This window comes from Acinetobacter sp. UNC436CL71CviS28 (genome assembly GCF_000620525.1).
GTDB classification, from domain to species: domain Bacteria; phylum Pseudomonadota; class Gammaproteobacteria; order Pseudomonadales; family Moraxellaceae; genus Acinetobacter; species Acinetobacter radioresistens.
The window spans coordinates 35,861-50,487 of record NZ_JIBB01000007.1 but is presented as its reverse complement, the minus strand read 5'-3'; the positions used below and the strand labels follow the sequence as shown (position 1 = coordinate 50,487).

Here is a 14,627-nt window from a genome sequence, read left to right as displayed (position 1 = left end):
GCGGTTTTTTTAGCTATGATCTAGGCCTATTCAAGTTTTTAATGATGTATGGAGTGTGACGTGAAACCAGTTCGTCTGGCGATACTCGGTCTTGGGACCGTGGGTGGTGGAGCCCTTAAACTATTAGAACAAAACGCTGCTGAGATTAAACGTCGCACCGGTCGAGAAATTCAAATCACCCACGTCGGTACCCGCCGTCCACGTCCTGACCTGGATTTACCGGCTACAGTCAAGCAAAGCGCTGATCTGCTTGAAATTGTACGTCAGCCTGATGTTGATGTAGTGGTAGAGCTTATGGGCGGCATTCATCCGGCCTATGAAGTCATCATGGAAGCCATTAAACATGGCAAACAGGTGGTTACTGCCAATAAGGCGCTGCTGGCCGAACATGGTAATGAACTGTTCAAGGCAGCCGATGATCATGCAGTACAGATCGCTTATGAAGCTGCGGTTGCGGGCGGCATTCCGATTATTAAGGTAATTCGTGAAGGTTTAGCTGCTAACCGTATTGACTGGCTGGCTGGCATCATCAACGGTACAGGTAACTTTATCCTGACCGAAATGCGTGAAAAAGGCCGTGCTTTTGCTGATGTACTGAAAGAAGCACAGGATCTGGGCTATGCAGAAGCTGACCCGACCTTTGATGTCGAAGGGATCGATGCTGCACACAAGCTGACGTTACTGGCCTCAATTGCATTCGGTATCCCACTGCAGTTTGATAAGGTGTATACCGAAGGTATCAGCAAGATTACTGCTCAAGATGTCAAATATGCTGAAGAACTAGGTTTCCGTATCAAACATCTGGGTATTGCCCGTCGTACCAGTGCTGGTATCGAGTTACGGGTACATCCAACCCTGATTCCTCAGGAACAGCTTATTGCAAATGTAAATGGTGTGAAAAACGCTGTACTGGTTCAGGCCAATGCTGTTGGCCCTACCCTGTACTATGGTGCCGGTGCCGGCGCCGGACCAACAGCCTCTGCAGTAGTGGCTGATGTAGTTGATATCGTGCGGGACATTTCCTATACCGAAGATGGTGCAGGTACTATTCCGCAGCTGGCTTTTGAGGCATTGACTGACCTGCCAATCCTGAGCCGCGAAGAAATGACTACAGGCTATTATATCCGTGTTGATGCTGAAGACCAGACTGGTGTTCTGGCCGATATTACCACCATATTAAGTCGTGACGGTATTAGTATCGATGCCATCATGCAGCAACCGCGCCTTAAAGATATTATTCCAATCGTCATCATGACTGATCCGATTGTAGAATCAAAAATGGATGAAGCTCTTGCAAAAATTCAGGCTTTATCTGCCGTTCGTGGCGAAATCGTGCGAATTCGTTTAGAATCGCTTGATAGTTAATCAGGTGGAGAGGGTTTAACCCTCTCACCAGCTCTACCTCATATTTGGAACATCATCATGTCTAATGCCAACCGTTATACCGGTCTTGTAGACCGTTATCGTGACCGTTTGCCCGTTTCAGCAACGACTCGTGCTATTTCTCTGGGCGAAGGTAATACGCCGCTGATCAAGCTTGAGAATATTCCACGTATTATTGGTAAAGATGTTGAAATTTATGTGAAGTATGAAGGTCTTAATCCGACTGGTTCATTTAAAGACCGTGGCATGACCATGGCAGTAACCAAAGCGGTTGAGGAAGGCTCTAAAGCAATTATCTGTGCATCTACAGGCAATACTTCGGCAGCTGCGGCTGCTTATGCAGCACGTGCCGGTATCAAAGCTTTTGTTTTGATTCCTGAAGGCAAAATTGCGATGGGTAAAATGGCTCAGGCTATGATGTATGGTGCAATCACTATGCAAATCCGTGGTAATTTTGATGATGGTATGCGTCTGGTGAAAGAAGTTGCCGATCAGGCACCAGTAACTATTGTTAACTCAATTAATCCATTCCGCTTACAGGGCCAGAAAACGATTGCTTATGAAATTGTAGAAGCTCTTGGCCGCGCACCGGATTATCACTGCCTGCCTGTAGGTAATGCCGGAAATATTACTGCGCACTGGATGGGCTATACTGAAGCTGTTGCCAATCAGCCTGCTGACCAGTTCGAGCAAGTGATTTATGATGCCGTAACAGATACCTTTACTGGACCTAAGCCTGAAGGCCTACCTGTTATGGTGGGTTATCAGGCTTCAGGTGCTGCTCCTTTCCTGCGTGGTGCTCCCGTAGCTGCGCCAGAGACTGTGGCTACAGCCATCCGCATTGGTAATCCACAAAGCTGGAACCATGCTAAAGCAGTTGTACGTGATTCTGAAGGCTGGTTTGATGAACTGCAAGATAGCGAAATTCTAGACGCACAGCGTATGTTATCGATGTATGAAGGTGTATTTGTAGAACCTGCTTCAGCCGCTTCAATTGGCGGTGCGATCCGTGATATTAAGGCGGGTAAAATTGCTGAAGGTTCAGTTATTGTCTGCACAGTCACAGGAAACGGTTTGAAAGATCCAGATACAGCAATCAAGCAATGTGCTGATGCGGTCATGCTGACGATTGACGCCACAATGAATGATGTTAAGACCTCTATTCTCTCCAATATGGAAAAATAATCTGGTCTGAATATAAAAAGCCCTGTTTCTACAGGGCTTTTTATATGCTTAAGAGCTAAATTCTATCATCAGCTCGTGAGGTTTGGGTTAAATATTCTTAGGAAGCTGATTAAGCCAGCTAAATAAACGGGTTGCATCATTATTACGAGACTGGGTATCTGACGCACCTAATAGCACCACAATAGCCGGACGCTGATTTACAGTTGCATGCATAACTACACAGCGGCCTGCTTCATTAATAAATCCGGTTTTAGACAGGTTAATATTCCAGCCCCCGTTACGTACCAGTGCATTGGTATTATTCGATTTAAGCACACGGTAGCCTAGATTAAAATCATAGGTGGGTGTTGTTGAAAACTGGCGGATCAGGCCGTACTGAGAAGCAGCACTTACCAGAATACCCAAGTCACGGGCAGATGCGACATTACGTGCATCCAGACCCGTAGATTCATAAAACTTGGCACTATGCATGCCAAGCTCGCGTGCCTTGGCATTCATTGCTGCTACAAATGCCGGTTTTCCGCCTGGATAGGTCCGTGCGAGAGCCGCCGCTGCCGGGTTTTCAGACTTCATTAAAGCAAAAAGCAGAACTTCTGCACGGTTCATTTTGTCACCGGCACGCAGAGTAGAACTGGCTTTTTTAGGACCAATAAAATCAATAGGTTGCAAAGTAATTTCTTCTGACATATTTAGACGTGCATCAGAAGTCACTACGGCAGTCATCAATTTAGTGATTGATGCAATCGGTAATGCTGTGTTGGTGTTTTTACTGAACAACACCTCACCTGTTTGTGCATCCATGACCAGTGCTGCACGGGCATTCACTGAAGGTTGGTTCACATACGAGGTTGAGTTAATAATCTGAACCGTTTTAGGTTTCAGAGTGGCTGCTGGACTATTTTGCTGACGAATAGTGGTAGTAACGCTGGTAGAACCTTGTGGGGATGGTTCATCAGCATTCATAAACTGGCTGACATCTTCTGATGACCAGTTAAGTGATGCAGAGTTACTGCCTCCCGGAGAGGAGTTCACAATGAGTTCTGCAAAGCTCGTTGAACTCAGGCCAAGCAGGACAGACATGCTTAGCACATGCATTAAAGACTTTTTAGAATTTTTCACGGCGGTATACTCGTCTTGGAGAGGCAAAACGCGATTTGCTAATTACCTCAAATATGCCTTACATTTGTACAAAACCCGTAGCTTTTTATCGCTTAGGTAATTGTGCATATCTATTCGTTCAATTTTAGAGATAGGATTGCTAATTTTGTCGTTTCATTGCAAGCTAATTTTGCTTTATGTAACAAAAATCATGATTTTTTAGTTTAAGGAGAGCCAAGTTGATCACTATTTTAGTCGTCGATGACCATGAATTGGTACGTACTGGCATTTGTCGTATGTTAGAAGATCATGCAGATGTACAGGTGATCGGGCAAGCAGAGTCTGGAGAAGAAGCCATTGCTTTGGTCCGGCAGCTTCATCCTAATGTAGTTTTACTTGATGTGAACATGCCAGGTATTGGCGGAGTAGAAACGACCCGTCGTCTTTTACAGACTGCCCCTGAAACCAAGGTTCTGGCGGTCAGCGGTTTAGCTGAGGAACCTTACCCGTCTTTGTTACTTAAAGCTGGTGCCAAAGGTTATATCACTAAAGGTGCACCTATTACAGAAATGGTACGTGCTATTAATAAGGTCATGCAAGGAGGCAAGTATTTTAGTGCTGATATTGCCGAACAGTTGGCCAGTTCTTATCTTTCTGATACACAGCAGTCTCCTTTTGATGCCTTGTCTGAACGGGAAATGCAGGTCGCCATGATGGTAGTGAACTGTATCAGTGCTCAGGAAATTGCAGACAAGCTCTTTGTCAGTGTTAAAACAGTCAATACTTACCGTTATCGTATATTTGAAAAACTTGATATTGATAGTGACGTGAAACTCACCCATCTGGCGATCCGCTATGGCTTGATTAAACCTTAAGTATAGGCGTAAAGATGGCCCCTCTACGCCCCGCCTCACTGCTTCAGACCATCTACCGTCTGGGAGAGTGGTACAGTGCTTATCGTCTTGTTTTAGCACTTAGTCTTAATATTATTTTTGCACTAACCCTTGAGACTGTTGCTCAAGACTACCAGCATCCTGACCTGTACTTTTATAGTATTGTCGGTTATGCCCTGATCAGCTGTATCCAGCTGATTTTTTATAAAATTCTACCTTTTGAAATTTCGAAGCAGCTTATTTTACTGTTTATAGTAGATGTATGCTGTTTTAGCCTGCTAAATTTTGCACTGGGTGGACCCAATCTGCACTTAAGTCTACTTTTTGTGGTGACGGTCTTTGCCGCAACAATTTTACTCAGGCCGCAGCTTGCTTTAATTATCACACTGGTTGCTGTAATTAGTGTGATCTACCAGCAGGTAGTAGGAAGCTTTTTTAACAGCTCCCATCTCAACAGTATCAGTAATAGTGCTTTATTAGCTTTTTTATTTTTTGTGATGTATGGCATTGGACAGATTGCTGTACAGCGGTTTCGCCTTTTGGAAAATCTGAATTTTTATCAGTCTATTGAGCTTAACCAGCTACAGAATATTAACCGGGCTATTTTGGAGCAAATTGAGGTAGGCTATTTAGTTTTAGATGAGCAGCAGCAGGTGATTTTAAATAATCCGGCAGCCTGTTCATTACTAGGTATTCCACCGATTTTTACTGATGAAAAGTATTTTCTACGTAAACTCCAGCCAGACCTGTATACGCTTATCCGGTTTAGTGACTTAAAAGATGGTGAAAGATTCTTGTTTGAATCGCAGCTTTCACCTTACAGTGTCGATATACAGGTTCAGAAACTTCTTGTGCCTCATCAAGCTTTAACCTTGTTGATATTGCAGGATGCCCAGAAAATCAAGCAGCAGGTACAACAATTAAAACTGATGGCACTGGGACAGCTTTCGGCCAGTATTGCCCATGAAATTCGTAATCCTTTGGCAGCTATTGTTCAGGCTAATGAATTATTAGCTGACAGCCAGCCAGAACAGTTGCAGATGCTCACTAGCATGATTGACCGGCAGTCACAACGTATTGACAAGATTATCCATGATACCTTGAATATGGCACGTAACAGTCCGACTGAGCCTGCTAAAATCAGATTATCAGGTTTTCTTGCCCAAGTTTTAAATGAAGACCTGATCGATATAAAACAGGCTGTACAGCTACAGATTGAGCAGGATATCTGGATTTATTTTGATGAACTCCAGCTACGTCAAGTGCTTATTAATCTGATCCGTAATGCATTAAGGCATAATTCAGCAGAGCAGTCTTTTATTATTATACGGGTACATGGCACAGAAGAACGCGGCTGGATTGATGTCATTGATTTTGGTCAAGGCGTAGCAGAGCGCGATATTTCACAATTGTTTAAACCCTTTTTTAGTACCGAAATCAATGGAACTGGTTTAGGATTATATTTATCTCACAGTTTTTGTGAGGCTAATCATGCAAAACTTACTTATGTTAAGCAACAACAAGGCGCATGTTTTCGAATCGAATGCTCCATTATTTATTAGAATTAACCAGGTTTTTCGAACATCATGACAAATCAGCAGGCACTTATATTATTGGTCGATGATGAGGAAGACCTTTGTACTTTAATGCAAATGTCTTTGGCCAAAATCAATATCAGGACCCACATTGCACATGGACTGGAGCAGGCAAAGAAACTTTTTCAGCAACATGCTTATGATGCCTGCCTGACTGATCTGAATTTGCCAGATGGCAATGGGCTGGAATTAGTCCATTATGTTTCACAACTTTATCCTTGTACACCGATCGCCGTTTTGACCGCCTATGGCAATATGGAAATTGCTATTTCAGCACTCAAGGCTGGAGCTTTTGATTTTGTCAGTAAACCTGTCAATCAGGCCCATCTACAGCAACTGGTTCAAAAAGCACTCAATACGCCTCAATCGGCTCAGCAACTGGTTCAAGATGCTTTGGAAAATCGGATGTTGATTGGCACTTCTTTGCCAATCCAGCAGCTCAAAATTGCCTTGAAAAAAATTGCCCGCTCACAGGCACCGGTTTTTATTACTGGTGAATCCGGTACAGGCAAGGAAGTAGTGGCTAATCTGGTGCATCGCTTAAGTAACCGCAGTGACGGGCCATTTATTGCTATTAACTGTGGCGCTATTCCAGGCGATCTCATGGAAAGTGAGCTGTTTGGACACAAAAAGGGAAGTTTTACCGGCGCAAGTCAGGACAAACAGGGACTAATTTATTCTGCCCATGGCGGTAGCTTGTTTCTGGATGAAATTGCTGAACTGCCTCTGGCCATGCAGGTTAAATTACTCCGTGCCGTACAGGAAAAGAAAATCCGTCCGATTGGTAGTGATCAGGAAATTGATGTGGATTTTCGTGTAATTAGTGCCAGTCATCAGGACCTGGAAATACTAGTACAGCAAGGTAAGTTCCGGCAGGATCTCTTCTTTCGGATTCATGTCATGGATATTGTTCTGCCCCCCCTGCGTGAACGTGAAGATGACATTCTTCTGCTGGCTAAACATTTTATTCAGGAAGTATGTAAGGAGTGGGATATTCCCAATAAAATTCTGACCGAGCGCGGCCAGCAATTTCTGATGCAGCAATATTTTCCGGGGAATGTGCGTGAACTGCGTAATATTATCGAACGTGCGATCACATTAAGTGATAATGAATATATTGATTTACCCCAACTACAAAGTGCACCTTTGCGCAATGTCCAAAATTTTGTAGCAGGCCAAATTAATCATGAACCGCTAACGGACCAAGTCATTCCGTTGAGCCCTCACAGGAAAATTCCTGCCGAAGGCCTGGAGCAATATCTGGAAAATATTGAAAAAGAAGTTCTGCTCACTGCACTGAACCAGACACACTGGAACCGGACTTTGGCTGCTAAAAAACTTGGAATGAGTTTTCGCTCTTTACGTTATCGACTTAAAAAATTTGGGCTGGATACCGATGATGAGTAGTCAGGGATATTTCTTTAATAGTAATTCTGCCACATTGTCCAGATAAGTTTCTTCTTTAATACTTGGGCTCATCGGAAATAGCTGATCCGGTTGAATACCACGGCCTTCAATCATGTTGCCGTCTGGAGTGTAATAATGTGACACCGTCATCTGTAGTGCTGCACCATTAGGTAAGGGAAATAACTTCTGGACTACACCTTTACCATAGCTTTTTTCACCAATAACCCAAGCTCGTTTCTGAGCTTTTAGAGCTCCTGTAAACACCTCAGCCGCAGAAGCAGAACGGTTATTGATGAGAATACCCATTTTCAGGTTCTGGAACTCATTGCCCGGTAAAGCCTGAAACTGCTGGCTGCCTTCTGAACGACTTTTGGTGGAAACAATAACGCCCTGATTCAGGAATAGATCTGCAGTCTCAACCGCAGCCGAGAGTAATCCACCCGGGTTATTGCGCAGATCAATCAGGACTGTTTTCAAACGTGGTGACTGGTTCTCTTCAATAAGTGATTTAATCTGGTTAGCAGTATCCTGCTGGAATACATGTACCTTGAGTACCAAAACCTGCTGGTTATGAATCAATATCGGCTCAATATCGGCTTCAATCTTCTTGTTACGGACCAAACTGATCGGTGTGGCGTTATTGCCCAGCTGCATTTCTAGCGTTGAACCGACAGTACCATATAACAGGTTATTGACCTGGCTATGGTTCAGACTCTTAAGTTCCTGGTTATCAATACGCGAGACGGATACACCGTTGCGTAATCCCAGTTTGGAAGAGTCCGAGCCATCTTTTAAATCACGGATCCGCCACTGGCGATCATGCGCATCATAATTTAAATTAAAATCAATTGAAGCAATATCTCCTTCAGTATATTGAATCAGTTCACGGTAATCCTCTGCTGAAAGATAGCGTGAGTAACGGTCCAGCCCACTGACCAATCCTCTAATTGCCTGTTGGAACAGTTCATCATCAGTCTTATCGGAAACATAGTTATCTTTTACAATTCCATAAATCTCGACAAACTGCTGAATGGACTCAACCGGAATTTCAGCAAAATCTTCTTGCGTCACTGGTGAATTTAACTCAGGCACAAATGCATCATTAGCCGTATTGGCAGCCAGAATAGTACTACTCCAACACCCTAATAGGCCGGCAATTATTGCCCTGTATTTCCAGTGCTGGAGCATATGATTCACCTATCGTTGTTTAAGAGGTACTTAACTGAATCAGATTACGTCCCTGCATTTCTGCCGGTACAGGTAATTTCATAAGATTTAGCAAAGTAGGTGCAACATCGGCAAGTACTCCCCCTTCGATAATCTCTGCAGAGGTCGGTCCGACATAGATGAAAGGAACCAGTTCAGTGGTATGCTGGGTATGGACCTGACCACTTTGGTAATCTTGCATTTGTTCAACATTACCATGATCGGCTGTTACCAGCATGTGTCCATGCTTGGCCATTACTGCTTCATAGACCCGACCAAGACAAGTATCTACTGCTTCAACCGCTTTTACTGCGGCATCAAATATACCGGTATGGCCGACCATGTCACCATTTGCATAGTTTACTACCAGCAGATCATATTCACCTGAATGAATAGCCTTGACCAGTTCATCCGTGACTTCATAGGCACTCATTTCAGGCTTAAGGTCATAAGTTGCCAAATTTGGAGAAGGTATCAGGATGCGCTTTTCACCCGGATATTCTTCTTCACGGCCGCCACTAAAAAAGAAAGTCACATGAGCATATTTTTCAGTTTCGGCAATACGGAGCTGGGTTTTGCCCAGATTGGACAGGTACTCGCCCAGAGAGTTAACCAGAGCATCCGGCATATAGGCAACCGGTGCATCAATAGTGGCCTGATAACGGGTCAGCATCACAAATTTGGATAATGCTGGCACAACCTTCCGTTCAAACCCCTGAAAATTCTTTTCCACGAAAGCACGGGTCAGTTCGCGTGCGCGGTCTGCACGGAAGTTCATAAAGACCACTGCATCGCCATCCTGAATTTTTACAGGCTCACCAATACGAGTAGCTTTTACAAACTCATCTGTCTCATTTGCTGCATAGGCCTGCTCTAGCCCTTCAGTTGCAGTCATTGCTACGCGCAGTGCTTCACTTTCAGTTAACAGCCGATAGGCCTGCTCTAAACGATCCCAGCGGTTATCACGGTCCATAGCATAATAGCGGCCAATCAGGCTAGCAATACGCCCCTGACCCGGGTATTGGGCAAATAAGGCATCCAGCTTCTGCAAAGATGACTCGGCACTTTTTGGTGGCGTGTCGCGGCCATCTAGAAAAGCATGCAGATAGACCTGTGCACCACGTTTAAGCGCCAGTTCACACATGGCCATAATATGGTCCTGATGTGAATGCACTCCGCCTTCGGATAGCAGCCCCATAATGTGTACTGCACCGTTAGCTGTCTTCGCTTTCTCTACAGCATCAACCAGCACTTCATGTTCAAAGAATGCTCCGGTACGGATTTCCTTGGTAATACGAGTAAAGTCCTGATATAGCACTCGACCAGCACCCAAATTCATATGGCCCACTTCTGAATTACCCATTTGTCCATCTGGAAGCCCCACGTCCTCTCCAGATCCAGAAATCAGACCATGCGGATGCTTTTGCTTCATAGCGGTCAGATTGGGTGTTTTTGCCGCAAGAAAGGCATTGTCCTTAACCGCTTCACGATGACCTATGCCATCCATGATGACCAGTACGTGTGGAATTTTGCCTGTTGTCGCATCCGTCATGTTTTTACACTCTTTTCTGTTTGCAAATTCATCAGGCTATCTTAACCAATTTTGGCTTAAGACTCTATGTAGTCGAGATGAGTTTAGACGATCCCGTCTATCAGTTCCTTCAATTGGTCTAGCGTGCCCGATATAACAAATAACTACCACCGATAAACATCAGCAGAATCGGGAAAAAGACAAACCAGACTGGAGAAGGTGAATAGACCAGACTGGCATAGCCAAGAAAATCCTGCAGATAGTAAAAGCCGAGACCGATAAACAGCGCAATAACCAGCCGGAAGCCCATCGATTGCTGACGTAAAGGACCGAAAATAAATGAGCAGGCAATCAGTACCAAGGTAATCAGGGCAAATGGTGAAGCCAGTTTCTGCCAGAAGGCCAATTGATAGGTTTTGGGTACTTGACTGTATTCTTCCATATAACGCATGAAGCTTATTAGTTGACTTGGAGATAAATCTTCTGGGTCTAGTGTTACCATATGGACATATTTAGGTTTTAACGCCAGTGCGAGAGGCTGCTGTTCAGCAATATGCTGTACTGCATTACCAGCTTCCAGAATGTCTACCTGTACAGAATTCTGTAAACGCCATTGGCCATCTTGTTCAAACTGGCCAGAGTCAGCATTTAGTAAAGCCTGCAAGCGGTAATCCTGATCGAAGTCGACTACCTGTACATTACGCAGATTTCCTTGCGAGTTAGCATAATCAATATAAATAAAGCGCTGGCCTTCCCGGCTCCAGTAGCCTTTGACTTCACCCAGCTGTGCAACTGAACGGTGACTTTTTACACTTTCGGCACGCTCATTAGTTACAGGAATAACCCATTCACTCAAGGCAAAAGATAAAATCACCAGTAATAAGGCTGAACGCATTACCCAGCTAACAATCCGCCAGAGACTGATACCGGCGGCACGCATGATAATTAATTCACTGTTTGAAGCTAGCGTCCCTAAACCTAAAACTGCACCGATCAATGCCGAAATCGGTAGAATTTCATAAATATAACGTGGTGCGCTCCATAACACATACAATAGTGCCTGCCAGGCATTATAGCCTTCTTTCAGATTTCCCAGCTCCCCCAGATAAGTAAACAGGACCTGCAAAATAGACAGCACGACGGTTGCCCCCAGCATGGCGAGCGCTGTGGTTTTGGTAACATGTTTTGCAACAATTCTACGTGCCAGCATTAGGATCTTACTCGCTTGATCTGTTTCTTAAGTTTAGGGGCCAGTTTCTGCTTTCTGGAAAAGAGAGCGCCAGCAACAGCATATACCAGCAAAACTGCCGGATAGGCCCAGATTCCGATTTCATCCTTACTGGCCCGGGTTTTAATGGCCATCAGCGCTACAATCAGACTGGCAAAAATAAGCAAAGCCGGAAATAACTTCATGTAGCGTCCCTGGCGTGGGCTGACCTCAGAAAGCGCCATCGCCAGAATTAATGCGACCATAATGGCAAACGGTACAAATATCCGCCACCCCAGTTCACTTGCCACCACCGGGTCAGCCCGCTGTTCCCAGAGTTTACTGGTGGTAAGTGCAGCAACATCATCACTTTCAAAATTTGCAGTCTTGTCATTTTCCAAACGTAACCGGTAACTTTCAAACTCTGCCTGTGAATAGCGAGGTTGACCCGGATAAATCTCGTAACGGCGGCCCTGCACCAGATCAACAACATTGGCGCTGTCATCCATCATTTCTACCCGGGTAGCTTCTTTGGCCAGAATCATGACATCAGGTTTACCCGGCTTTTCTGCCCGTTGATAAAAAAATATCTCTTTTAAGTTTTTATGATCTTCCGAAAGTGAACCGGCATAAATCGTATAAGGACCTGAAGAAATAAATTCTTTAGGCCTGACCAGATCAAAACCGGTACGCACAGCCTGACTGGTGGTCAACTGCTCAAACTGGCGGATTCCCCATGGCGACATCCACAGCATCAATATGCTCTGTACCAGCATATAAACCAGTGTCAGGGGAATTAGAAGACGTGCTAGCCGGTTACGGCTAATACCACTTCCGTTCAGCACTGCCATTTCATGGTCAACATAAAGACGGCCAAAAACCAGCATTAAACCGATAAAAAATCCCAGTGGAAGAATCAGGGTCAAGAATTCCGGTAAACGGTAGCCAATAATACTCAGCAGAATACTGGCATCAAGCCGTCCTTGCGCTGCGACGCCGAAATACTTGATCAGACGCCCGCCCATCATGATCAGGGTCAATAAGGCAATGACCACCAGTGAAGTCGAAACTACTTGCTTGACGAGATAACGCCGGATAATCAAAGTTAATCTTCCAAAAAGGCCAATCGGAACTAGCGCTAGTTTACCCGAATGTTAAAAATATAAAACCTATCACGGACTTGCTTATTGAAACGCTATCAAAGGAAATGTTTCAATGGTTTAATAAATCAAGCTATTGAATAGGCATGAAAGACATATGAAACTGACAATTAATACCTCTTCCTCTACTCTGACTTCCAGTCAACATCTGATCATTCTGACTGATGCTGAAAACCTTGAACAGCCTGCCACAGCCTACCAGTTCAATGAACTAAAGGCTTTAATAGACGCGACACAGTTCAAGGGTAGTTTGAATGAATGCCTGCCATTAATCGCTCAGACTTCAGCTCATCAGAATGCTGTACTGCTGGGGCTCGATAAGGTAAGTGAGTTTAAAACAGCCAAGTTAGCAAAAATTGCACAAACTGTTATTAAATCTACACAAAAAAAATTCAAGCACATCACTATTGATATTTCAGCACTACCTGATGAATTTCACTACCTTTTTGCTCTTGGACTGACTCAGGCGGCTTATCAGTTTGATGAATTTAAATCAAAGAAAAATGAGTTCCTGCTGGAACATATTGAACTGGTTGCACCTCAGAGCAGTCTGAGCCAGCAACAGTTAACGCTTTTACATGCCGTACAGTCGGGACAAAATTTTGCTCGGGATTTAGGTAATCGTCCGGGCAATATCTGCTTTCCTGAATATCTGGCTGAACAGGCACAGGCACTGGCGGCTCAATATCCTGATCTGTTAAAAGTTACTGTACTTAATGAACAGCAGATGGCTGATCTGGGCATGAATGCTTTTCTGGCTGTAAGTAAAGGTTCAGACCGTCCGGGCCGTGTCATCACATTGGAATATAAAGTGAAAACCGAAGAGGCACCAGTAGTACTGGTGGGTAAAGGTGTTACCTTTGATACGGGCGGTATTTCACTTAAACCTGGTTTAGGCATGGATGAAATGAAATTTGATATGTGTGGTGCCGCTTCGGTATTAGGAACCATACGTGCTCTGTGTGAAGCAAAACTGCCAATTCATGTTATTGGAGCAGTTGCTGCTGCTGAGAATATGCCTTCCGGACACGCTACCCGTCCGGGTGATATCGTTACCACCATGAGTGGCCAGACTGTCGAAATCCTGAATACTGATGCTGAAGGCCGTCTTGTACTCTGCGATACCCTCACTTATGTAAAACGCTTTAATCCTGCACTGGTGATTGATATTGCTACTTTAACCGGAGCATGTGTTGTAGCGCTGGGTAAAGTACTTTCTGGCCTGTTTACACCAGATGATGAACTGGCAGCCGAAATTACCCGTGCCGGAGAGCAGAGCCATGACCGTGTATGGCGTATGCCGGTTCTGGACGATTACCAGGAACAGCTTGACTCACCATTTGCAGATATGGGCAATATTGGCGGGCCACAGGCCGGTTCAGTGACTGCAGCCTGCTTTTTGCAGCGCTTTACCACAGATTACCGCTGGGCACATCTTGATGTTGCTGGTACTGCGTGGTTATCTGGAGCAGCAAAAGGCGCAACTGGCCGCCCTGTTCCAATGCTGATGCAATTTTTAGCAAACCGTGCAGCAGCTAATGGCTAAGGTCAGTTTTTATCTGTTTGAAAAAAGTCAGGAACGGCAAGTAGAAAGTGCTTGCCGTTTATGCCGTAAGATCTTGCGGCAGCCTGCCAGAATCTGGCTATATTGCCCCGATCCAAGTATGCAGCAGCAGCTGGATGAAGCATTATGGAATTTCGATACAGCCAGTTTTATTGGTCATGGCATTGACCAGGTTAATGCACCGGTGTGTATTTCTGCCGAGCTGCCTGCTGAATTAGAATGGCTGGTGTTTAATTTTTCTGACAAAGCGCTTGGTTCAGTTGAAAAATTTGGACATATAATTGAAATTATTGAAAACAATGAAACTGCCAAGCAAACTGGTCGGGAAAAATATAAAACTTACCGGCAACTGGGTATTCAACCCCGTACATTTAAACTGTAAATCAGCTTTGTACCAT

General features: G+C 44.5%; 12 protein-coding genes. 7 read left to right on the top strand and 5 right to left on the bottom strand.

The window, feature by feature from the left end:
• The first annotated feature begins 60 nt into the window (after positions 1–60).
• Together N518_RS0104815 and thrC are read left to right on the top strand one after the other, a co-directional pair.
• The gene (locus tag N518_RS0104815; RefSeq protein ID WP_005022971.1) at positions 61–1,365 is read left to right on the top strand and encodes a homoserine dehydrogenase; all 1,305 of its coding nucleotides are present in this window, start codon (positions 61–63) and stop codon (positions 1,363–1,365) included.
• A gap of 57 nt (positions 1,366–1,422) precedes the next feature.
• Positions 1,423–2,568: a threonine synthase gene (gene thrC / locus N518_RS0104810; RefSeq protein WP_005017146.1), complete on the top strand. Its 1,146-nt coding sequence runs from the start codon at positions 1,423–1,425 to the stop codon at positions 2,566–2,568.
• Between the two features lie 87 nt (positions 2,569–2,655).
• Here thrC and pbpG read toward each other — a convergent pair whose 3' ends face one another.
• A complete protein-coding gene (gene pbpG, locus N518_RS0104805; protein WP_005017149.1) occupies positions 2,656–3,687 on the bottom strand; it encodes a D-alanyl-D-alanine endopeptidase PBP7/8 in 1,032 nt (343 codons plus the stop codon).
• Between the two features lie 218 nt (positions 3,688–3,905).
• On the opposite strand from pbpG, the gene N518_RS0104800 reads away from it, so the two are divergent.
• Genes N518_RS0104800 through N518_RS0104790 form a run of 3 tightly spaced genes read left to right on the top strand, consistent with a single transcriptional unit; the run spans position 3,906 to position 7,561 of the window.
• Positions 3,906–4,541, top strand: a complete 636-nt coding sequence (locus N518_RS0104800) for a response regulator (protein ID WP_005017150.1) — start codon at positions 3,906–3,908, stop codon at positions 4,539–4,541.
• Between the two features lie 14 nt (positions 4,542–4,555).
• Complete coding sequence (locus N518_RS0104795; RefSeq protein WP_005022968.1) at positions 4,556–6,121, top strand: sensor histidine kinase; 1,566 nt, start codon at positions 4,556–4,558, stop codon at positions 6,119–6,121.
• Between the two features lie 24 nt (positions 6,122–6,145).
• Positions 6,146–7,561: a sigma-54-dependent transcriptional regulator gene (locus N518_RS0104790; protein ID WP_005022966.1), complete on the top strand. Its 1,416-nt coding sequence runs from the start codon at positions 6,146–6,148 to the stop codon at positions 7,559–7,561.
• Here the strand turns inward: N518_RS0104790 and N518_RS0104785 are convergent, their stop codons facing one another.
• The 4 genes from N518_RS0104785 to lptF all read right to left on the bottom strand — a co-directional run bounded on the left by N518_RS0104785 (position 7,562) and on the right by lptF (position 12,608).
• Positions 7,562–8,749 (bottom strand): S41 family peptidase, encoded by a 1,188-nt coding sequence (locus tag N518_RS0104785; protein WP_005022963.1) that lies wholly within the window; start codon positions 8,747–8,749, stop codon positions 7,562–7,564.
• A 19-nt stretch (positions 8,750–8,768) separates the two neighbouring features.
• A complete protein-coding gene (gene gpmI, locus N518_RS0104780) occupies positions 8,769–10,319 on the bottom strand; it encodes a 2,3-bisphosphoglycerate-independent phosphoglycerate mutase (protein ID WP_005022960.1) in 1,551 nt (516 codons plus the stop codon).
• A gap of 118 nt (positions 10,320–10,437) precedes the next feature.
• Positions 10,438–11,508, bottom strand: a complete 1,071-nt coding sequence (gene lptG, locus N518_RS0104775; protein WP_005022957.1) for an LPS export ABC transporter permease LptG — start codon at positions 11,506–11,508, stop codon at positions 10,438–10,440.
• The gene (gene lptF, locus N518_RS0104770; protein WP_005022954.1) at positions 11,508–12,608 is read right to left on the bottom strand and encodes an LPS export ABC transporter permease LptF; all 1,101 of its coding nucleotides are present in this window, start codon (positions 12,606–12,608) and stop codon (positions 11,508–11,510) included. Before lptF ends, lptG begins: the two co-directional genes overlap by 1 nt.
• A 154-nt stretch (positions 12,609–12,762) precedes the next feature.
• Here lptF and N518_RS0104765 point away from each other — a divergent pair, with 154 nt between their 5' ends.
• Together N518_RS0104765 and N518_RS0104760 are read left to right on the top strand one after the other, a co-directional pair.
• A complete protein-coding gene (locus N518_RS0104765) occupies positions 12,763–14,211 on the top strand; it encodes a leucyl aminopeptidase (RefSeq protein ID WP_005022952.1) in 1,449 nt (482 codons plus the stop codon).
• Positions 14,204–14,611, top strand: coding sequence for a DNA polymerase III subunit chi (locus N518_RS0104760; RefSeq protein WP_005022950.1), 408 nt, complete (start codon positions 14,204–14,206; stop codon positions 14,609–14,611). Before N518_RS0104765 ends, N518_RS0104760 begins: the two co-directional genes overlap by 8 nt.
• Positions 14,612–14,627 lie beyond the last annotated feature (16 nt).